Origin of the sequence: Danxiaibacter flavus (assembly GCF_041060425.1) — a bacterium.
Lineage (GTDB): Bacteria > Bacteroidota > Bacteroidia > Chitinophagales > Chitinophagaceae > Danxiaibacter > Danxiaibacter flavus.
On sequence record NZ_JAULBC010000001.1, the window covers coordinates 479,336 to 502,148 of the forward strand.

At 42.0% G+C, this 22,813-nt stretch carries 13 protein-coding genes; 7 read left to right on the top strand and 6 right to left on the bottom strand.

What is annotated here, in order from left to right; genetic code table 11:
* Window positions 1-146: 146 nt before the first annotated feature.
* Together yidC and QTN47_RS01865 are read left to right on the top strand one after the other, a co-directional pair.
* On the top strand, window positions 147-1,985 hold the full coding sequence (gene yidC / locus QTN47_RS01860) for a membrane protein insertase YidC (RefSeq protein WP_369327608.1): 1,839 nt from the start codon (window positions 147-149) through the stop codon (window positions 1,983-1,985).
* A gap of 207 nt (window positions 1,986-2,192) precedes the next feature.
* Window positions 2,193-4,802: a zinc-dependent metalloprotease gene (locus QTN47_RS01865; RefSeq protein ID WP_369327609.1), complete on the top strand. Its 2,610-nt coding sequence runs from the start codon at window positions 2,193-2,195 to the stop codon at window positions 4,800-4,802.
* A 297-nt stretch (window positions 4,803-5,099) separates the two neighbouring features.
* Here QTN47_RS01865 and QTN47_RS01870 read toward each other — a convergent pair whose 3' ends face one another.
* Window positions 5,100-5,474, bottom strand: a complete 375-nt coding sequence (locus QTN47_RS01870; protein WP_369327610.1) for a hypothetical protein — start codon at window positions 5,472-5,474, stop codon at window positions 5,100-5,102.
* Between the two features lie 156 nt (window positions 5,475-5,630).
* Between QTN47_RS01870 and QTN47_RS01875 the strand changes: the two genes are divergently transcribed.
* Window positions 5,631-6,059 (top strand): CBS domain-containing protein, encoded by a 429-nt coding sequence (locus tag QTN47_RS01875; RefSeq protein WP_369327611.1) that lies wholly within the window; start codon window positions 5,631-5,633, stop codon window positions 6,057-6,059.
* 254 nt (window positions 6,060-6,313) lie between these two features.
* On the opposite strand, the gene QTN47_RS01880 is transcribed toward QTN47_RS01875, so the two are convergent.
* Window positions 6,314-9,043 carry an alpha-L-rhamnosidase gene (locus tag QTN47_RS01880; protein WP_369327612.1) on the bottom strand — a complete coding sequence of 910 codons (2,730 nt, stop codon included), beginning with the start codon at window positions 9,041-9,043 and terminating at the stop codon, window positions 6,314-6,316.
* A 322-nt stretch (window positions 9,044-9,365) separates the two neighbouring features.
* Window positions 9,366-11,543 (bottom strand): carbohydrate binding family 9 domain-containing protein, encoded by a 2,178-nt coding sequence (locus QTN47_RS01885; protein ID WP_369327613.1) that lies wholly within the window; start codon window positions 11,541-11,543, stop codon window positions 9,366-9,368.
* A gap of 249 nt (window positions 11,544-11,792) precedes the next feature.
* Between QTN47_RS01885 and QTN47_RS01890 the strand changes: the two genes are divergently transcribed.
* Window positions 11,793-13,307 carry a TolB family protein gene (locus QTN47_RS01890; RefSeq protein WP_369327614.1) on the top strand — a complete coding sequence of 505 codons (1,515 nt, stop codon included), beginning with the start codon at window positions 11,793-11,795 and terminating at the stop codon, window positions 13,305-13,307.
* Window positions 13,308-13,378: 71 nt separating this feature from the next.
* On the opposite strand, the gene QTN47_RS01895 is transcribed toward QTN47_RS01890, so the two are convergent.
* Together QTN47_RS01895 and QTN47_RS01900 are read right to left on the bottom strand one after the other, a co-directional pair.
* Window positions 13,379-14,161: a S1/P1 nuclease gene (locus QTN47_RS01895; protein ID WP_369327615.1), complete on the bottom strand. Its 783-nt coding sequence runs from the start codon at window positions 14,159-14,161 to the stop codon at window positions 13,379-13,381.
* Between the two features lie 314 nt (window positions 14,162-14,475).
* Window positions 14,476-16,854, bottom strand: a complete 2,379-nt coding sequence (locus tag QTN47_RS01900; protein ID WP_369327616.1) for a 3-hydroxyacyl-CoA dehydrogenase/enoyl-CoA hydratase family protein — start codon at window positions 16,852-16,854, stop codon at window positions 14,476-14,478.
* Window positions 16,855-17,157: 303 nt separating this feature from the next.
* Between QTN47_RS01900 and QTN47_RS01905 the strand changes: the two genes are divergently transcribed.
* Together QTN47_RS01905 and QTN47_RS01910 are read left to right on the top strand one after the other, a co-directional pair.
* The gene (locus QTN47_RS01905; RefSeq protein ID WP_369327617.1) at window positions 17,158-18,468 is read left to right on the top strand and encodes a glycerate kinase type-2 family protein; all 1,311 of its coding nucleotides are present in this window, start codon (window positions 17,158-17,160) and stop codon (window positions 18,466-18,468) included.
* A 195-nt stretch (window positions 18,469-18,663) separates the two neighbouring features.
* Window positions 18,664-19,167: a phosphoribosyltransferase family protein gene (locus tag QTN47_RS01910; RefSeq protein ID WP_369327618.1), complete on the top strand. Its 504-nt coding sequence runs from the start codon at window positions 18,664-18,666 to the stop codon at window positions 19,165-19,167.
* Window positions 19,168-19,642: 475 nt separating this feature from the next.
* Here QTN47_RS01910 and QTN47_RS01915 read toward each other — a convergent pair whose 3' ends face one another.
* Window positions 19,643-20,644, bottom strand: coding sequence for a DUF2279 domain-containing protein (locus QTN47_RS01915; protein WP_369327619.1), 1,002 nt, complete (start codon window positions 20,642-20,644; stop codon window positions 19,643-19,645).
* A 144-nt stretch (window positions 20,645-20,788) separates the two neighbouring features.
* Between QTN47_RS01915 and QTN47_RS01920 the strand changes: the two genes are divergently transcribed.
* A complete protein-coding gene (locus tag QTN47_RS01920) occupies window positions 20,789-22,516 on the top strand; it encodes a phospho-sugar mutase (RefSeq protein WP_369327620.1) in 1,728 nt (575 codons plus the stop codon).
* Window positions 22,517-22,813 lie beyond the last annotated feature (297 nt).

A 22,813-nucleotide genomic window follows, 5' to 3' on the forward strand; every position in this document is an offset into this window, starting at 1 on the left:
TGCAACAACCATTTTTAATCTTTTGTGGTGGTACATTAATTTTCGTTCTGTTACCTGCTCTATAATGCCGTCCCTGTATAAATAAAATGCCTATTTGCCCTTCGTTCCCTACCTTTGCCGCTCAATTTTATTACTGAAATATGAAAATGGATAAGAATACGGTCATCGGTCTGGTACTGTTGGCTGTTTTATTTTTTGCGTTTTTCTGGTATACGAATAAGCAACAACAGGCTGTTCTTACCCAGAAAAAACACGAACAGGATTCTATAGCAATGGTGGAAGCGGCTAAGAGAAAATTGATTGATACCGCCGCTGCATTAAGAGATTCAATAGCAAATGACTCAATTTCAAAAACTGCTGCAGCAGGTGGCTTCCAGGCGGCGGCACGTGGCACTGAACAACTGGTAACCGTTGAAAACGATGTGTTCAAAGCAACTTTCACAAATAAAGGTGGCCAGCTAAGAAATGTTGAATTAAAGAATTATATATCATCTTACAACAAAAAGAATGTTGTATTAAATGGCTCTGCAGATGATGCAATCGGGTATACCATTAATACTTCTAACAACAGTTCTGCATCAACTGCCGATCTGTATTTTACAGCTTCGCCGGTTGTTAAAAATGCAGATGGTTCACAGACAGTTTCATTCAGCATCAATTCTCCCGATGGCAGATCAATTACCCACCAGTACATTGTTAAAAAGGACAGCTATGCGATTGACTGGAACGTTGGTTTGACTGGCGCAAACCAGTTGCTGACAAGAGGATTGTTTACAGTTAAGTGGCAGATGCACCCGCAGCAACATGAAAAGAATGTTACATATGAGAGACAACAAAGTAATATTTGTTTCAGCGAAGGAAATGACTTTGACTATATTTCTTCTAAAACTGAAAGGAAATTTGAAAAGCCTGTTCAATGGGTAGGTGTTGTGCAGCAGTTCTTCAATACAACGCTGATCGCGAAAAACGGCTTTAATAAAGGAGGTGATCTTCGTTGGGCAAGAAAACAAGACAGTTCAACAACCATCAGCGATGTAGAAGCAACCTTACAGGCTGAGCTTCCCGCATCTGCACAGCAATCAGTTGCCATGCAATTGTATGTTGGTCCGAATGAATACAAGGTTCTTCACCAACAGGCGGAAGGCATGGATAAAATGGTTAACCTGGGTAGGGATATGTATTCATTTGTTCGTCCGATAAATAAATACATCATCATGCCGGTGTTTAACTTGTTCTCCAGCCTGGTGAAAAATTACGGATGGGCAATTTTGTTGCTGACATTATTTATCCGTCTTGTAACCTCTCCGTTAACATACAGCAGCTATTTAAGCGGCGCCAAAATGAAGGTTTTGAAACCTGAAATGGAAGCTTTGAAGAAAAAGCACGGTGACGATCAGCAGGCTTACGCTATGGATCAGATGAAACTGTTCCGGGAAGCCGGCGTAAATCCACTTGGCGGTTGTATACCGGCATTATTACAGATCCCGATATTCTTTGCCCTGTATAGTTTCTTTAACTCGAATATTGAATTACGCGGACAAAGCTTCTTGTGGAGCCATGACCTTTCAGCATACGATTCTATTGTGAATTTTCCGTTTGAAGTATGGGGATTAGGAAATCACCTGAGTTTGTTTACCATTACAGCGGTGTTAACCAGCTTTTTGATCTCAGTATATAATATGGCAATGACTCCTACACAGGATAATCCTGCAATGAAGTACATGCCTTACATTTTTCCGTTCATCCTGTTTTTTGTGTTTAACAAATTGCCTTCAGCACTTACCTGGTACTATACTGTGTCTAACCTGATCACGCTAGGTCTTCAGTTCGTTATCCAGAATTACATCATCAATCACGATAAGATCCTGGCAAAAATTGAAGAAAAACGCAAGGCGCCGAAAACAAAAAGCAAGTGGGCCGAGCGCATGGAACAGATGCAGGAAGCTCAGAAAAAAATGCAGGACGCTAAGCAGAGGAAGAAATAATGGACAATTGACAATTGAAAATTGATAATGAAGAAGCGCTTGTGATGTTTGACCATCACAAGCGTTTCTTTTTTGATGGAAAGACATTGCTTTTGTTCCATTTTCAAATATCAATTGTCAACTGTCAATTAGTGGAATTCCGCTCATAAAATAGTGCCCGCTTATGTCAATTAATCCCTTAACTTCCGTTTGTTAAACCCCAGAAGGATGAGAAATAAACTTGCTATTTTGAGCCTGGCGCTTTTGACGCCGGGTCTTGTTGTTTTCGCCCAGTCGAAAAGTAAAAAAGCGGCGGTTACTGTATCAGCACCGGCCGCAGATACAGCTAAGGCGCCACCTGCTAAAAAGCCTGCTATTCCGCCAGTAGCTGAAAAAGTAAAAGGCAGCACAAAAACAGACGGCCTTTTTACGTTATACCAGGATACTGCTTCCGGAAGTGTTCAGTTATACATAAAGAAAGATCAGCTGGATAAAGAATTTATCTATCAGAGTTTTTCACTTGATGGACCGAATGCACTTTATCTTAACCAAAGCATGCACAGGTCTAATTTCGTGTTCAAAGTAAAAAGATCATTTGATAAGCTGGAATTCCAGGAAGTGAACACAGATTTCTATTATGATCCGGCAAATCCGATCAGTAAAACCGCAAATGTTGACAGACCGGTTGCTGTGTTTTACGCTGACAAGATCCAGGGTGAAGATTCATTGGGTTACCTGGTTACAGCGGACGGTTTGTTCCTGAGTGAAAAAATGGATCCGATTAAGCCCCAGGCTCCGCCAAGTATTTTTTCAGGTTTAACGTTTAATCTCGGTTCATTGAATACTTCAAAATCGAAGTACGCAGCCATTCATTCCTATCCTGAGAATACAGATATCGTAGTGGATCTCGCTTACGAGAATCCATCTGCATTTGTTTCCGGTGGTAAAGACATTACCGATCCGCGTTATGTAAGAATAAAAATGCAGCACACGTTTATCAAGATGCCGGAAAATAATTTCCGTCCGAGAAAAGACGATCCGCGTGTTGGTTACTTCATGACTGAACGTAATGATCAAACCAGCATCAATGCCACGCCATACAAGGACATGATCCATCGCTGGAACCTGGTTAAAAAAGATCCTTCAGCGGAGCTAAGTGAACCGGTTGAGCCGATTGTATTCTGGATTGAAAACACAACGCCTTATGAATACAGGCAAACAATCATTGACGCAGGTTTAAAATGGAACGACGCGTTTGAAAAAGCAGGATTTAAAAATGCAGTTCAGATGCGCGTAATGCCTGACACTGCAACATGGGATCCGGGAGATATCCGTTATAATGTGATCCGCTGGGTGGCTTCTGCTCAACCTGTATACGGCGCCATCGGGCCAAGTTTTGTAAACCCGCGCACCGGCCAGATATTGGGTGCTGATATTACTGTTGAATGGTATTCTGCCAGCGCAGTTCCTATCAGCGAACATTTGTATAATGGACTTTCAACAGCAGGCATTCTGCAGGCGAAAAATCCTTTTGCATTATTTGAGGAAAATAATACCGGCGATAAAGACGGATGTGTTCTTGCACAGGAACTGAAATCTCAGTTTGCAACAGGACAAACCGTTCTTGAAGCGGACGGTGCTTCAGTAAAAGATATCAGTGAAATGCACAAACAGTTCCTGACCTATCTTATTCTGCATGAAATGGGACATACACTGGGACTTAACCATAATATGAAAGCTACACAAATGCTTTCTCCGTTAGATGTAAATAACAAAGAGCTTACACGCAAAATTGGCCTGATGGGATCAGTGATGGATTATCCTGCTATTAACGTTGCCCTGGATAGAAACAAACAGGGCGATTACTATACAACAAGAACCGGTCCATACGATCTTTGGGCAATCGAATACGGTTACAAGCCATTCAGTGAGGCCGGTGAAGAAGATGGTCTTACTAAGATCCTTTCCCGTAGTAATGAGCCTCAGTTAGCTTTCGGAAATGATGGCGACGACATGCGTTCTCCTGGTAAAGGCATTGACCCAAGGGTGAACATTTTTGATATGAGTAACGATGTGATGGCTTATGCTGAAGATCGTTTTAAACTCGTGAACCAATTGATGGGAAAAATGCTGACCAAATATGTTAAGCCAGGTCAGTCCTACGCGGAGTTAAGAGCAAGATACATTACACTGAATGCACAACGCACCAACATGGTGAATGCTGTGAGCCGTTATGTAGGTGGTGTTTATGTGGATAGAAGTTTCCCCGAACAAAAGTCGGCTGCCAAGCCATATACTCCGGTTCCGCTGGCTCAGCAGAAAAAAGCAATCGAGCTGATCAATAAATACATTTTTGCTCCGAATGCTTTTGAAGGAGATTACACTTTGTTGCCTTATATGCAGTGGCAACGCCGCGGTTTCAATCAGCCGGCAACAGGTGAGGACTTCAAAGAGACAAGTGCTGTACTGGTTACACAAGTTTCAGCTCTTGCGCAAATACTGCATCCAGCAACACTTACGCGTATCACCAATACAAGATTGTATGGTAATCAATACAGCGCTGCTGATGTAATGAATGACCTGCAAAAAGGAATTTTTGATGCAGATATTAATGGTAATGTAAATGTTCAGCGTCAATACCTGCAATCAACATTTGTGAAGGGAATGGCCGCAATGCTTGATTCTCCGATGGATGATGTTTCAAAAGCTGCTGCACGCAATACTTTGAAAAAGATCAGAGCAAGACTGCAAGCCGCAACTTCAACTAACGAAGAAACCAAGGCGCACAGAGCCAATTTGATTTACATGATTGATGAAGCAATGGAGGTGAAGAAATAAGAAGACGTGTAAGACCGTAAGATAGTAAGACCGTAAGACAGTAGGAGAGCCGTTATGTTGATAGAATATTTCTAATCAATATAACGGCTCTCGTTTTGTGTAAAGAATAGTAAGATTAAGAAAAGATGAATACTGTACATTTCAAAATAAACAGTGGCAGATGCAGAAGGTGCCTCTCAAATCAGACATCAAAAAATCCTACATCAGCGATTTCCATACATCTCACATCGTACATCTAACATCTAACACCGTACACCGTACATCGTACACCGTACATCGTACATCAAACACCGTACATTATTTCGTCTTTTTAGCCGGTTTTGCTGCAGTTGAGCCAGCTGCTTTTTTATTAGCTGAATAGCGCAGGTCTGGAGTTCCGTCTTTTTTAGTTGGTCCGGCTGCGGTTTGTTTTTTAGCGGCTTCCTTGTTTTCCTTGTAGCGCAGGTCTGGAGTTCCGTCTTTTTTTGTTTTAGCAGCGGTAGCTTGTTTTGCTGCGGCAGCATCTTTTGATTGAGCGGCAGGTTTGGCCGTAGTGGCGGTTTTTGCCTGGGCCGCTGGTTTGGCGGTCGCGGCGTCTTTAGTTTTCGCAGCGGGTTTCGCAGCAGGAGTTTGGGCAAACATAAATGAGGCAAAAAGCAGCAGGGTAGTTAAAACAGAAACGATTTTTTTCATATAAAAGAATTTTACAGCCATGAAGCTACAGTGAGTTTTGATAATAACAGCGTTAAGAATCAGGATCGTCTGTTTTTTATTAAATTTTAATTATGACAGATGGTAGCGTATTGCATTTATTTGGCTTAACTTTTTGGTGTACTAAAATTGCAGCCAATGAGAAACGTATCACACATGCTTGCGCGTAAGGGTAGTAATGTTACTACGGTTTTGCCTTCAACAACTGTTTTGGACGCGCTGAAAATGATGGCCGATCAAAATATCGGTTCGGTTGTAGTAATGGAAGATGATATTTTTCTGGGGATAATGACTGAACGTGATTATTCCCGTAAAGTAATACTTAAGGGTAAATCATCAACAGATACAACAGTTGCAGAAATCATGTCCTCCGAATTCCCTTCTATTAAAAAGAATGATAGTATTGAATACTGCATGGAATTATTGTCTGCACAAAACCTGCGTTATCTGCCGGTAATGGAAAACGGCAGACTGGCCGGGATTATATCTATTAATGATGTAGTTAAAGAGACCATTATGGAACATGAGGTAACTATATCGCATTTGCAGACATATATTCAATCTTAATGGTAGCAATCAAAATAAATTAATAATTGATAGTAACCTGCTAAAGTAATTGATCCGTACCCCTGATCTGGAATTTGATCGCTCCCCGCTTTCCATTATCCTCATAGTTTTACTGTTCACTTAACAACAGTTGAATTTATTACATAAAAAACTCCGTGGTCCTCTGCGTCATCTCCGTGAAACTCAGTGTAATGTTTTTTGTTACACGGAGGAATACAGGAGAAGACACAGAGAAGCACAGAGCTTTAAAACAATTATTTAATTACAAAATTATAATTACCTGCGGTGAGACTATACCTGCTTAATCCTTTTTCAGTTTTTCCAATTGCACGTACTGCTTTGTCAGTCGAACTCACCATCTTTCCATCGTTATACAATGCTTTATTGATGAGATCAAGCGCCAGCGTTGCAGTTGTATTTGCAGGAACAACTACGTTGTAAGCAACCTCATTTCGATTTTTCTTCCAGGAAGAAGTAATGCGGCCACCGGGAGCATCATGCGTTGCAGAGAAGCTATCAAGACCGTCCACAAAATTTGGTTGTAACAAAACGTTCTTAAAACCAGGCTTGCTTTCGTCTGGAAAGATTCCTCCAAGTCCTTTATACATCCAAGCGCCGATTTCCCCAAACATAATGTGGTTGCGGGAAATATCTGATTTAGCATCAATGGGCCAGTTTTCATATAAAGTGGTAGCTCCATTTACGATCCACCAACCCCACGATGGAAAATTTTCCTGCGCGGCAATTTTGTAAGCTGCGTCAGCATAGCCATTTTCGCTTAATGCATTCAGGATTGTTTTTGTGCCGAGCAAACCTACATCAAGATGAAAACTATCCAGCTTAACTCTTTCTGCAAGATTGGCCGCTATTTTAGCTTTTAGTTCAGCTGGAGCCAATCCCCAATGCAGCGGAGCACTCATTTCTGTTTGTGTCCCTTTACCATAAATACCGGTTTGTTTGTTGAGGTATTTACTGTTAAATGCATTTTTTATTTTTTCCGCCAGCTTGCTGTAAGTATCAAAATCTTCTGTTTTATTAAACAGTTTGGCTGCTTTAGCCAGGATGGTTGCATCAACAAAATAATAGACACTGGAAGTAAGTTCTACAGGTGACTGAGATTTTACTGGTACCCAATCGCCTAGTCCCCATGTAGTGAGGCCGGTAGGACTCACAGCAGTTATCCTGTCAACATAACGTTTGATATTGTCATAGCAATCGTGAAGCAGTTTCTCGTCACCATAGAACATGTAAATGTTCCAGGGAATAATCGCTATCGTGCTTGTCCAGTCCGGTCCGTTACCCCATTCATACCCCCATCCGCCTGTTGGTATAATAGAAGGCAGCGTACCATTTGGTTGCTGTTCATCCCTGTGATCTGCCAGCCATTTTTCATATACGGTGATGCCGTCAAAGTTGTATAAACCTGTTTCACTGGCTATATGTGCATCGCCTGTCCAGCCATTTTTTTCGCGTTGCGGACAATCAGTCGGATAACCAAAGAGATTTGACAGGTAAGAGTTGTTAGTTGCCCACCAAAGCTTATTCATCATTTGGTTGGATGTTGAAACAGAACCGATTGCCGGAACTGCGCTGTGCATGAAATAGCCTTTCAGACTTTGTTGCGATAACGTAACCGGCTTGCTGCTGGTTACCTCTACGTATTGAAATCCTTTGTAGTTAAAGCGCGGCTCAAAACTTTCTTCTCCTTTTCCGGATAGGATAAAGATGTCTGTTTGAAAAGGATCGGTATTGTCTTTAGGACGATAATGAACATCGATATTTGATTGATCAACATGCCCGTTCTCATTCAATCGTTCAGCATGTCTCAGCGATATGATTGTCCCGGCTTCACCTTGAACTGTGATATGACTTACGCCTGCGATGTTTCTTCCCAGATCAAACACATAAGTGGTATCATTCAGTTTATTAAGATGTGCAGTGGGAATTTCCTCAATATGTTTTACCGGATACATCATTTGCGAAACAATGTTTGTAGACGGTGCAGCGCGGTATATTACATCTTTCCATTTGCTGTCGTTAAATCCGGGCGAATCCCAGCCTTGTTGCTCAAGCCTGGCATCGTAATGTTCTGCAGTGTAAATACTGTTGAAGATAACCGGACTTAAAGACGTTTTCCAGTCTTTGCCCGATGAAATTGTTTCTGTAGAGCCATCCTCAAAAGTGATCTTTATATCCATGCAAAATGTCGGACGTCCGCGCCACGGTGCTTTATCAAAGAACCATACAGCTGTTGACTGATGGTTGTACCAGCCATTTCCCATTAACATGCCGATGGCATTTTTGCCTTGTTGTAAACTTGCTGTTACATCATGCACAACATACAGTGTTCTTCTGTCGAACCTTGTGTACATTGGGTCTAAATAATGATCACCAAAACGGCGGCCGTTAATGCTTAGTTCAAAGAGACCTGCTGCCGCAACATAAGCCCGCGCGAATTTTATCTTCTTGCTCAGATTGACTTCTTTCCTGAAGTATGCTGCAGGTTTGAGATTTATATCATCGTTATCGCTGATCCAGGCGCCTTTCCAATTTTCAGCCTGCATCATTCCTGTTTCAAATGCATGTGTTGTGCTGCTGCTTTTAACGCCGTCTTTATCCCATACAAAAATCTTCCAGTAATATCTTGTTTGTGGCTGCAATGGCTTGCCTGCATAAGTCACAAGTGTTACATCGCTATTAATTTTGCCGGACTGCCACGTATTTGCCTGGTCAAGGGCGATAGAATCTGTTGATACTACAATCTGATATGCCAGTTGTTTGGCGCCCGGGCGGGTATCCTGCAACTGCCAGGAAAATCGTGGATGTACGTTGTCAATTCCTATCGGATTCCCGAGATGCTCGCATTGCAATTTTACCGGAGTGCATTGCGGCACTGCAAACACGGCACCAGAGATGCCTGTTGTGATCACAAGTAATAATGAACAAACAAATTGCGAAGGGCGGGCTTTTAAAAAACGTAGCATGGCCAAGTTGTTAAAGGATTAAATGAAAGCGCGTAATCTACAGAAAAATGAGTATTTAACCATCCTGTGGTGGGGCGGTGGTGAATGGTCAATAGTGAATAGTGAAAAGTGCAAGCAGCTGAGTATTTATTAATACCTTATGTGTGAAATACAGTTATACAGAGTGACACAGAAGACGCGGAGTTGCACAGAGAATATCTCCGTGTAACTCTGTGTCTTCTCTGTATTTTTCTCTGTGTAACAAAAAAAGCTTCCTCCAAGAGCAGCTCAAAAAAAACAAAGTCTGCTACACCTTTCACTATTCACCATTCACTATTGACCTCTAGATATTCCACCAATAATTGAACTTCAGCACAAACGCTCGTGTTTTAACGGCAAACGGTCCGGGGTAATAATTATCTGTATAAACCAGGAAGAGGTCAGACGCAGGTTTGTATCTCCATTGAAAACGGGAATTGATGTTCAGGTTCTTTTGTTGTTCGTTGTATTGAATGTAGGTGGTAAAAAATAATTTGTTGGTAAACGTAATATCTATTCTTGGGCCGACTAATAAAAAGCTTGTATTGCCCCATGGTTGAGGAAGCATTAGCTTGTTATAGCTTGTGCTCATGGTAATGTTCACAAAAGGCTGAAAACGGTACCCGATATCGCTTGCGGCGGTTAACAGGTTGCCGTCTGCATAATATCCTCCATAACGGAAAGATGCAGTGTAAGTAAATAAGTGCTGTGGCGCCGAAACATAATCAAAGCCAACGGTGTTCCATTTATGCTGTGTGCCCCGCGCTAATGTGTCTTTTCCTGTATTGGTTGGATCATAAGGATTCAATAACTGAACGTAATCGTTTTGTGTAACGAGGGATAATGTAGCCTTGCTCCTGAAAGTAAACAGGTAAGACAATACATTACTATGATCCGTTTGTTTGAACCTGGTATTGAAATAATAAATGCTTGTGAATACCGGCCCGTGCGTAAGAATGTTCCCCCCTTTCGGAAAGAAATAATAGCTGACCTGCGGATTCAATTTGATATAATCCCTACGCGGAACATAGCCAACTTCAGCTGTGTAATTGTTGCCAACATATTGTGTCTGTCCGTAGATCAACCATTTCTTACTGCTGTATTGCAGGTGGCCTGCATACGTCCAGTCATTTCCTTTAAGGTTGGGAGCAAAGGATTTGAGTGCCATTGCTTTTCCTGTCCAGATGTTGTTGGAAGATGCAAGATTGTACTCCAACCCAATATTTCTGTTGTATTGTTGGTAAACGCCTTTTACACTATCAGCAGCAGTTGGATTATAATTCATTGATGCTTTATCTACATAGATAAAAGCAATATTGGATCGCTTAAAAACTTTACGCTGCAGGGAGAGCACCGCAAAATTCTGTGCAGGCAATGCCGTTTCGTCCACAGAAGCAGTCCGCATATCCATCACGCCGATGCGCCAGTTTTTGTCCAGCTTCCCGCTTAAGCGTGCACCGTAATTGATCGGTACGCCCAGCCCGATTCTCCTGGAAAAGAAAGGCCTGATATCGGTATAACCAAAGTTCGCAAAGATGTCTCCGTTCTCAAGAAAGAACTGCCTTCTTTCCGGAAAGAATAACTCAAAACGGCTAAGGTTTGCGACCTGCTTATCTACTTCAACCTGCGAAAAATCCGGCCGTACGGTCAGGTCAAGATTTAATGCGGAGGTTACAGCAATTTTAGCATCAGCGCCAAAATCTTTTTTGTATACGGCGTCTTTGTGCGGATCATAGCTTTTTGAGACACTTCCAAGAACGTAGGGTATTACAGAAATGTTTGATCGTGGTGCGGGCGGCGGTTCATCCCAAACGAGTGTACCTGTGTAAGCAAGTGAAGCTGTCGGAAACTGCCTGGGAACAGGCGCCCAGCTTGATTTTTCCGTCGTCTTCAAATCATTGCGGCTAAAATTAATGCCCCACTCTTTTGAATCCTTTTTATAGCGGATGGTCTTAAACGGAATGGCTGCTTCGAAGATCCATTTATCATCGTAATTTTTTACAACGGAGGTCCACTTGTTATCCCAGTTCAAATCTACTTTTCCACCCTCATACATGGCGCCGTCCCACTGTGCACCGAAGGCATTGGCGCCGAAACTGAAGCCGGTTGTCTGATCTTCAAATGTATCCATGAAGAAGATGAAATTGTCATTCTTTAAAAAACCAAAATCTCTCCTTAACGATTCAACCATATGCCGGCCCTTTACAAAATTGTGGCAGGTGGCGAGTACATAAAGATTGTTGTTGTCGTACGACATGCTTACATCCGTCCGCACATTTGCAAAACTTGTATCCATTGGCAGTACCATCCAGAACTGGCTGGTAGATTCTGCTGCTTTCCACGCAGAGTCGTCAGCTATTCCATCAATGGTAACCGGGGTAAGTGTTCTGTGAATGCGGAGATTAAAAGAAGCATTCTTTTTTTGAGCGTTTGCTTCACGCAGGCATAAGCATAATAACAAGCAGATAAGCAGCCTTTTCAAGATCGTTGTTTTAGGTAATTTGAGGGTGAAAGATAGCCAAAAAACGGCGATCAAGACCTTAAAATAATCGTTTTAGCAGGCAGATTGAACCTGATACGTCATGCGTTCCCGCTAATTTTTTTCGTAGTATGCAGGCAACGGAAATTATTGGTTAAATTTAAGAAGGTCTATTTAAAGAATAATATCAAGCAATTACGTTGATGCTCTTGAAACGTGAGAATAGCTCAATTTAAATTTATGTGTGCAGTTATGAAAAATCTAATGCTTTGCCTGCTTGCAAATTTTTCAGTAATCCTGTCCTACTCACAAAATAGCCCCGGCATTTTTGATGCAGATACAGATGTTGGTAATGTACAAAAACATGGTTCTGTAATGTATGATCCATCATCACAGGAATATACCGTTGAAGGCGCCGGAACAAACATGTGGTTCGGCCATGATGAATTTCATTTTGTGTACAAGAAAATGAAAGGCGATTTTATCGTTCGCACTACAGCTGCCTTTATTGGAAAAGGAGTGGAACAGCATAGAAAATGGGGTTGGATGGTGAGAACTTCGTTGGATTCTTCTTCCACACATATCAATGGAGTTGTTCACGGTGATGGCTTGACGTCGTTGCAATTTCGACGCACAACCGGAGCGAACACAGAAGAAATAAAGATGCCAATTACCGGAGCCGACGTGGTTCAGCTGGAACGTAAAGGGAAAGTCTATACACTATCTGTTGCAAAAAATGGAGATCTGTTTACAGAGCAACAACTGTCGGATGTTGATCTTGGAGATGATGTTTATGTGGGAATATTTGTTTGTTCTCATAATCCTGCTGTAATTGAAAAAGCTGTTTTCAGAAATGTGCGGATTGTAGTTCCTGCGCCAGATACCCTTGTTCCTTACAAACAATATATAGGAAGTCATCTTGAACTAATGGATGTATCCAACGGGTTTAGTAAGATCATTTACCAGTCGAAGGGTTCTATCCAGGCTCCCAATTGGATGAACGATGGTAACAGGTTATTGTATAACGCGGATGGCTTACTGTACACATTTGATCTGAAGACAACAACGCCAACCTTGCTTAACACAGGTTCTGCCAAACAAAATAATAATGACCATGTAATGTCCTTCGATGGAAAAATGCTGGGCATCAGCAATTATGATAAAGAACGTAAAGGTTCAATCGTTTATACTTTACCGGTAACGGGAGGCGAGCCTAAAAGAATCACCGAGACTGCACCATCTTATTTGCACGGCTGGTCGCCGGATGGGAAATTTCTCATCTTCACCGGGCAGCGCAACAATGAATTTGACATCTATAAAATACCATCCTCCGGAGGAAAAGAAATTCAGTTAACCACAGCAAAAGGGTTAGACGACGGCAGTGAGTTTACTCCTGACGGACAGTTCATTTATTTTAATTCAGCACGAACCGGAACAATGCAGATCTGGCGTATGAAGCCGGATGGAAGCAACCAGGAACAAATTACCAATGATTCGTTGAACAATTGGTTTCCGCATGTTTCTCCCGATGGAAAGTCGATTGTCTATATAACTTTTGGAAAAGATGTGTCTGCATCCGATCATCCTTTTTATAAGCATGTGTACATCCGTATGATGCCGGTAAGTGGCGGTCCTTCGAAGGTGATAGCATACCTGTATGGCGGACAGGGAACGATCAATACACCATCATGGTCGCCGGATAGTAAAAAGATCGCCTTCATAAGCAATACTAACCTGTTGTTTCCCATATTTCCGACAGCTAAGTAATTTTTTTTCAGGGCCTCAAAAACAAAAAGCCAGCTACCCTGCTGGCTTTTTATAATAGGTTGAGATGGACATTAGAATAAGCTGTTTAATACTTCAGCTAAGCGAATACCAGCCTGGCTAAGTCTTTCTTCTGTTGTAGGTGTATACTTCTCGAAATACTGATAAGAAACAGTCGTGCTTTTGGTTGCATCTGCATAAATTTCACGACTTACTGTATATGACTCATACACCCAGTCTGCTATAGTGGTCTTTTTCCACGCTTTTCTTTGTTCTTTGGTAATTGCTTTATTGCATTGATTGGCCAGTTCTTTATAAGACAGGTTGGTGTTCTCTATAATGGAACCATCCCACACGCTGTGCAAATTGCTTTCTTTACCACGAACCATCATTTTGATCTTATTGCCACCAAGGTCTTCGCCTCTTCCTGCATGCAAGGGCTGATGAATATCGCCAACAAGGTGTACGATATATCTTAGCGCGAAAAGTTTTTGTTCTCTTGTCGCTGAAGGATTTTTAAAATCAGCGATCATCTTGTTCAGGACGGTATATTCATTCACTGAATCTTTCTGAGAAACATACCTGATAAATCCATCATGATCTAAACCATCCGGCGGGTTGATGTAATGCCACGGACCTGTTTGAGCATATTCTTTATCATAACGCATGTCGTCCGGTGTAGCACTTATAGAAGCTAATGACTGATTGTTGAGTAATTCATTAATGCCGCGAATGGTGCGTTTGCAAAGATGCATGCGGGCTATTTCTGCAACGGTTTTGTGTCCAACCACGCCCCATGCAAATAGGAAATGGGGCAGCGTAAAAAAAATTAGTATCAGTGGTATTTTTCTTTTCATGATGCAAAAGAACAACAAAAAAAGTGATTGAACGCTACCGCTAAACCCGTCTCAATCGCACCCGATCTGCAAGCGTTGGCAATCAGGGAACATGAGGGATGTTATTTAATTGTAAACTGAGCCTATTGATGGACGATAAATCAAAATAGAAAATGATCACGGTAAGCCATAATGTATAATTGTTACACAGAGCTTCACAGAGGAGGCACTGAGTTGCACAGAGACCTAACCATCTAATCTTCGCTCCAATCAACGTATAACGTAAAACTTATTACTTTACCACTCATTGTCAATTCTCAATTCTCCATTTTCAATTAATTCCTCACCGGTTTTCCCGTCTTTAACACTCCCTGTATTCTTTCCAGTGATTTTCTTTCACCTGCGAGACTTAAGAACGCTTCTCTTTCCAGGTCGAGCAAATATTGTTCGCTTACCAGGCTTTGATCGCTCAGATCACCACCGCACATAACGTAAGCGAGTTTGCGTGCAACAAAGGCGTCATGCTCGGTTGCATAATTTGCACGCCACATACCATTGATGCCTGCATATAGAGCACCCAGTGCAGAGCGTCCCAGGACTTTGATATCTTTTCTTTGAACTGGTGTTGTATAACCACTTTCATGCAACTCAAGTACACTCCGTTTTGCTTCGGCGATACGACGGTTTTGATTAATCACAACCTCATCCAGGCCTTTTCGCAAAATGCCCATCTGGTATGCTTCAGCGGCAGAGGTTGCAACCCTGGCAGTCGCTATAGTAAGGAACCTGTTTTTTAATGTAATGGTTTCCGGCTCATCTTCGTGCATTTCGTCGGCAGCACGAAGCACAAACTCTTTTGTTCCGCCGCCGCCAGGAATCAAGCCAACACCCAGTTCCACCAGTCCAATATATGTCTCCGCAGCTGCACAAACTTTGTCTGCATGCAGGTTCATTTCACAGCCGCCGCCTAATGAAAGTCCGTGTGGTGCAATGACAACCGGAATACCGGAATAACGCACGCGCATCATCGTATTTTGGAACAGGCGAATGGCCATATCCAGCTCATCATATTCCTGTTCAACGGCAAACATGAAGATCATTCCCACATTAGCTCCTGCACTGAAATTGGCGCCGTCATTTGCGATGACCAATCCTTTAAACTTCTCTTCAGCAATTCCGATGCTTTTATTAACAGCCTCGAGAACTTCACTTCCGATGGTATTCATTTTTGTGTTCCATTGCAGCGCAACAACATCGTCGCCAATATCGTAAAGGGCTGCATTGCTGTTCTTCCAAACAATCTTATCGGAGTAATTATCCAGGATAATAAAAGCCTCCGTTCCCGGAATATTTTTATAGCTGTGAGAAGCTATATCGTAGTATAACTTTTTCCCGTTTTCTGTTTTATAGAAAGAAGTAAATCCTTTTGCGAGCATTTCATCTACCCATGGAGCAACTGTATAGCCCGCGGCTTTCATTGCTTCAGTCGTCTTTTGAACACCTAGAACATCCCAGCTTTCAAAGGCGCCGATCTCCCAGCCAAAACCCGCCATCATTGCGTCGTCCACGCGATACAGATCATCACTTATTTCAGGAATGCGATGAGATATGTAAGAAAATAGTGCGTAATGAAAATGGCGATAGAATTCTCCGGCCTTGTCCTTACCGGCAATGAGTGCTTTTAATCTTGTCTTGAGATCATCAATTGGCTTAGCGGTTTCAAGTGTTGCAAATTTCGGTTTGCTGCGTGCTATATAATTGGATGAAACCAGATCTAGCACCAATATCTCTTTTTCACCTTTCGTGTTGGTTGTTTTCTTAAAAAAGCCCTGGCCTGTTTTGTCGCCCAGCCACTTGTTGCTGACCATTGTTTCCAGCCATGCCGGTATATTAAAAATGGCAGATGCTTCATCTTGCGGACAATTTTTCGCAACGCCTTTTGCAACATTTACCAATGTGTCAATGCCAACAACATCAGCAGTTCTGAAAGTAGCTGATTTCGGACGGCCAATTACAGGTCCGGTAAGTGCATCCACTTCATCAATAGTCAGACCGAGTTTTTCCATACTGTTGAAGATGCTCATGATACCAAACACGCCGATCCTGTTAGCAATAAAAGCGGGCGTGTCTTTAGCAAGCACGGTGGTTTTACCAAGAAAAACATCGCCATAATTCATCAGAAAGTCAACAACTTCTTTATCGGTATCTTTTGTAGGAATAATTTCCAGTAGACGCAGGTAGCGCGGCGGATTAAAAAAGTGTGTGCCGCAGAAATGTTTTTTAAAATCATCGCTTCTTCCTTCACTCAGCATGTTGATTGGTATGCCTGATGTGTTGGATGTTATAAGCGTGCCGGGCTTTCTGTATTGCTCAACCTTCTCGTATACCTGTTGTTTAATGTCCAATCGCTCCACTACTACTTCAATTACCCAATCATAGCTGGCAATGTCTTTCATGTTATCATCAAAATTGCCTGTGGTTATTCTCTTGATAACGGACTTATCATAAACCGGCGAAGGATTGCTTTTTAATGTTGCCTGTAATGCATCGTTTACAATTTTGTTTTTTGCTATTGCGGGCGCATCAGCCGGAAGATCTTTTGGTACTATATCCAACAATAAAACCTGTACACCAATACCTGCAAAATGGCATGCAATGCGAGAGCCCATAACACCACTTCCTAAAACTGCAACTTTTTTAATGATACGATTCATATGGTTAACATTTACAGTGCGGCAAATATAAATAGTTAGTTATGCAACTATCTGTAACCGAAGATAATGTTTTTTGTAATATTTTGTGAGGAATGACAGTTACCAGGTAACAGGTTTCAGGTATCAGGCCGGGTTGCCGAAAGTAATGATATAAATAAAAACAAAATTAGCAACCCGAAAAATATCTTAGCACTGAACGGAGCGATTGCTTCAGGCAATGGAAGGTGTTGGTTAAATAGTTTTTTAGACGTGAGCATATAAGGCAAATGATGTTGTTGAGATAAAAGTTAATTGAAAGTTATTATGAAGAGACAAGACGCACTGGCAATTTTTGAGGCGGCGATAAACGCAGTGCAGCCCGCTGTATTAATGCCTTCGGTACTTAAGGTTGTTGATGGTGTATTACAGGTGGAAGAAAAAACTTACAGCGTTGATCGTAAGAGAATATTCCTGCTTTCTGTAGGAAAAGCGGCCGCAGCTATGGCTGTAGCAGCGGAGAATATTTTAGGGAGTTTTATTGCAGGTGGACTTGTCGTAACCAAATATGATCATGCTTTGCCTCTGAAACATTGCCGCATCATTGAAGCCGGACATCCGGTACCTGATGAAAAAAGCAAAGAAGCAGCGGATGAAGTAAAATTATTTTTAAGGAAACTTACGGATCATGATTTGCTGATTGTTTGCATAAGCGGTGGCGCGTCAGCTTTGCTGGCAGATGTAGAGGATGGAATCTCATTAGAGGATCTGCAACATACTTCAAAACTATTATTGAAATCCGGCGCGAGTATCCACGAATTAAATGTTGTCCGAAAAAATATTTCAACGTTAAAAGGTGGCGGACTGGTATTGGCTGCTAACGGGGCCGGCATTGTGTCGCTGATTATAAGTGATGTAGCAGGAGATGACCTGAGTAGCATTGCAAGCGGACTGACTGTGCAGGATAGCTCAACGCCGGAACAGGCTCTTGAAATCCTTCAGCAGTACCGCATCTTAAACAAAGTTCCGGAGTCCGTAAGAAAATGCCTTGATCTCCATAAAGGAATTTCATCCAAAAGGAGCAATTCGCCTGAAAGATTTAATAAAGTTCTCAACAAGATAATCGGGAGCAATAGTATTGCGTTGCATGCTGCTGCGGCCAGGGCCTCATCTCTGGGGTATGATGTTGAAATTGTGGATGAAGATCTTAAAGGTGAAGCGTCCGACAGGGCTAAAGAGTTTGTTGATAAGCTTCAATCTGGTTCCACAAAAAATACATGTTACCTGATGGGAGGGGAGACGACCGTCACTATTTCTGGCAGCGGAAAGGGCGGCCGCAATCAGCACTTTGCACTTGCTGCACTATCGGCTTTGCAGAAAAAAAATACGTCTTTAAAAGATTGTCCGGTGATCCTGTCAGGCGGAACAGATGGAACTGATGGACCAACGGATGCAGCCGGCGCCGTTATAGATAAGGATGTTTTGCAAAAAGCAAATGAACTTAAATTGGATGTTCAGCATTTCCTTGATGATAATGACGCCTGGCACTTTTTCAAACAAACCGGTGGCCTGGTAATTACGGGGCCAACCCAGACAAATGTGATGGATGTTGTAGTCGGGGGAAGGAGTGAGGAGTGAGGAAAAATATATAAGGTATCAGGTTTCAGGTATCAGGTATCAGTGTCAGGTGACGGCATAAAAATGGGGTTTCGGAACTTGTACTTTGTCAAAGGGCAAATGCCGCGAATTCGGGTCAGGCATCGTCTAATCTCAAATCTGAAATTTCAAATTTCAAATCATAATTTCCTTAATTTGCCCTTCTAATTGTTTACAATGAGTGAGAAAAAATATGTTTTGACGGCTGAGGAGATTAAATATAAACTGCAAAGAATTGCTTTGGAGATTGCAGAAGCTATTGCTGGAGATGAAGCACCTGTTGTGCTGCTGGGCGTGTTAAGCAGTGGTACTGTAATCGCTCAGAAAATAGCATCAGCATTAAAAAATTATATCCCCAACCAGGTGGAGGTAGTCACAATTACACTTGATAAAAATCATCCGGCAGAAGTGACCATTGACGGGAATGTCGATTTTAATGATAAAAATATTGTTATTGTTGACGATGTGTCCAATAGGGGAAAAACGCTTTTATATGCAATGAAGCCGTTGCTGAACTATCATCCCAAACGCATCCAAACGATGGTATTGGTAGAACGCATGCACAAATTGTTTCCTGTCAAGCCCGATTATGTGGGCCTGTCCCTGGCTACAACCTCCCAGGATTTCATCCAGGTAGAAACAGTCGGCGACGAAGTAACCGGAGCGTACATTCAGATGTGATAAGATGTACGGTGGTAGATGTATGGTGTTAGATGTACGATGTACGATGTAGGCGCAATGTGGGGTAAGTACGATTTACGAAGTACTTGATTGTAAAACCCAGTCCTGCGTGCAATCCTCTTTCTGCAGTAGAGGATACATTTCTCTACTCGCCGCGGTCATCTTTCTTTCACTCTTACCCTCTTGAAATCTTACCCGTCTTACGGGTCTTACGGTCTTACATGTCTTACATGTCTTCCCGTCTTACGGTCTTACTATCCGGTGTTAGACGATGTAGGCGCAATGTGGGGGAAGTACGATTTACGAAGTACGAAGTACCTGAATGTAAAACCCAACCTTGTATGCGGTTCTTTTTTTCAGAAGAGGATGCATTTCTCTACTCGCCGCGGTCATCTTTCTTTCACTCTTACCCTCTTGAAATCTTACACGTCTTACGGGTCTTACATGTCTTACGATCTTACTATTTTACTCTCTTCTAAAAAGTGAGCCAGTTCCACTTCACTTTTCCCTGTGAAAACTCAATAGATGGCGCCGGGAATTTTAAACAGTTAAGAATAGAAAAGGTTGTTTTTAAGAGTTTGCTTTTTGTTTTGATTTTGGTAAAATCAACATCCGGCGCTATATAAAATTGCCGGTAACGCGGCATGTCTTGCTCATGGTTGATAACATGCCCATTTGAAGGATCGGTCCATGAATTGTAATATGCGCCAAACATATTGTTTGCTCCATAGCCTACAGCAACATTCAACCATTTAGGCAGATTGCTGTGTTTAAAAAAAGATTTCAGGTTGGCGCTCAACCAGTAAGTTTGACTGTTATAATCTTTTAGCATGCGTTCGCGCGTTGTACTGCCGAAAATATCGTCCGCTCTGTCATTCAGCTCCTGGCTACCGTAATCGATCTTGTGAAACGAAAATTTATAAGAAATGCGTTGTTCGCCCCAAACAAGTTGTTGTCCAACAAACAAAGCAGCGCCGGCGGTGTTTGCTACATAGTCGCCCCAGCTAAATCCCCAGTTTGCAGAAAAGCCATCCATCACTTCCACTATTGTCTGGTAGGCCATACCGCTCGCCGCACCAATCCACGTACTCTGTCTTTGACTTAACCCGGCCCATCTCCATGATTCAGCACTTAACCGGCTCAGCGTGTAGCAGGTGTAGGAATGGCCGAATTTATCAACCTGCAACCATTCGCCATTGTCGTTAAAAAAATGAAAATCCGATTGCGGATAGGAACTGTACCATGTATTATAAAGACTGATGCCGGTACCAACCAGCACAGCTGCATCAATGGCAGCTACAGTGTATACTCTTTTTTTATTAAGCCCGGAAGATGGCTTTTGTGCAAAAGTTGAATCGGGCAGAAAATTTGTTATTAATGTATCCTGTTGCGGAATTGAACTTAAAATGGCTAATGAATCCTGACTTAGCGCTTGGTGAAAAGGCCATAAAAGTAAAAGCCAAAATATCTTCTTCATCAGCGCAAACGTACGTATTAAATTAATAACAGATGAATTGCGCTAAAAAACAGGTATTATTAAATAGCAATAAAAATTTAATTAATAGGTACACATTTAGTAAATATGCTTAAAATTGTTCTTCAATCTTAAAACGGTAAAAATATGGATACTGCAATTCAGGCCAAAGCGGATGCATGGCTTAACGGTAATTACGACCAGGCTACCAAAGATGCGATCAAAAAAATGGAGAAAGAGAATTCCGAGGAGTTGACAGAAGCTTTTTATCGTAACCTCGAGTTTGGTACAGGTGGTTTGCGTGGTATAATGGGTGTAGGCACCAACCGCATGAATAAGTACACGGTGGGTATGGCTACACAAGGGTTTGCCAATTATCTGAAGAAAACATATGGTGATGAGCCGGTTAAAGTGGTTATCGGTCATGATAGCCGCAACAACAGCCGCTTTTTTGCTGAAACAGTTGCGAATGTTTTTGCAGCAAACGGAATAAAGGTCTACTTGTTTGAGGCATTGCGTCCAACTCCTGAATTGTCTTTTACAATAAGACATCTGCAATGTCAGGGTGGCGTAATTTGTACTGCGTCGCACAATCCCAAAGAATATAACGGATATAAAGCTTACTGGAACGATGGCGGTCAGCTTGTTCCTCCGCATGATAAGAATGTAATCCACGAAGTAGAGGCCATTGCCAGCGTTGACGATGTAAAATGGAGCGGTGGTGAAAGTAATATCACCCTGATCGGAAAAGATATTGATGATGCATACATCAGGATGGTGAAAGGGCTGAGCGTTTATCCTGAAGTGATCGAAAAACAGAAAGATCTTAAAATAGTTTACACGCCTATACACGGCACAGGTATTATGCTTGTACCGGAAGTGTTGAAACAATTCGGATTTACCAATGTGAACATTGTTGAGGAACAGGCTACGCCGGATGGTAATTTCCCAACTGTTGTTTATCCCAATCCGGAAGAAAGTGAAGCGATGAGTATCGGCTTGAAAAAAGCCAAGACAATCGATGCTGATATCCTGGCTGGTACAGACCCTGATGCCGACCGTGTGGGGATTGGTGTTAAGAATCACAAAGGGGAGTGGGTGCTGATGAATGGTAATCAGACAGCAGTACTTGCCTGTGCTTATATGATTGAAGCCCGTAAAGTAAAAGGCATTGCACGCCCGAACGACATGGTGATCAAAACAATTGTAACTACCGAGCTGATCAATGAAATTGCAAAGAAAAATAATGTAGCTTGTTATGATGTGTTGACCGGCTTTAAATGGATCGCTGAACTGATCAAAGAAAAAGAAGGCAAAGAACATTATATCATTGGTGGTGAAGAAAGTTATGGTTTAATGATCGGCGATCAATTGAGAGATAAAGATGCTGTGTCTGCAGTTGCTTTGTTGTGCGAAATGGCAGCCTACGAAAAAGAAAACGGTAAAACCCTGTATGAAAAACTGGTTGAGCTGTATGTTCAGTATGGCTTCTATCTTGAACACCTGATCAGCATTACCAAAAAAGGCATGAGAGGGCAGGAAGAAATTGCTGAAATGATGCAAAGCTATCGCAACAATCCTCCGGCTACCATCAATGGGTCTAAAGTTGTACACTTGCTGGACTATCAATTACAGGTGGCAAAAAATCTTTCAACCGGAGAAACGAAAGATATCACGCTTCCAAAAAGCAACGTACTGCAATTTATATTGGAAGACGGATCTAAAATATCTGCACGTCCTTCAGGTACCGAACCCAAGATCAAATTCTATTTCAGCGTCAACACCAAACTGAACAGCAAAGAAGAATTTGATGCAACATACACTGTGCTGGAAAACAGGATCAAGGGGATTATTGAAGATATGAAGTTGAAGTAGCTGTCAGCTATCGGCTATTAGCTATTAGCAATGAGGTATCAGGTATCAGGTATCAGGTATCAGGTATCAGGTTTCTGGTATCGAGAGGTTGATACCAAGTTTACAGATTTTAATAATAGATATTAAGTATTCAATGCGCAGGAGTTTTTCCTGCGCATTTTTTATGACATAGTTTAATAAGCCTGCTTGCCAATAGCCAATAGCTGATAGCTGAAAGCTCATAGCTAAAACCTGATACCTGATACCTGAGACCTCATGCCTCTCCCCTGTGAGTAAATTTTTCCCATCCCAATTCTT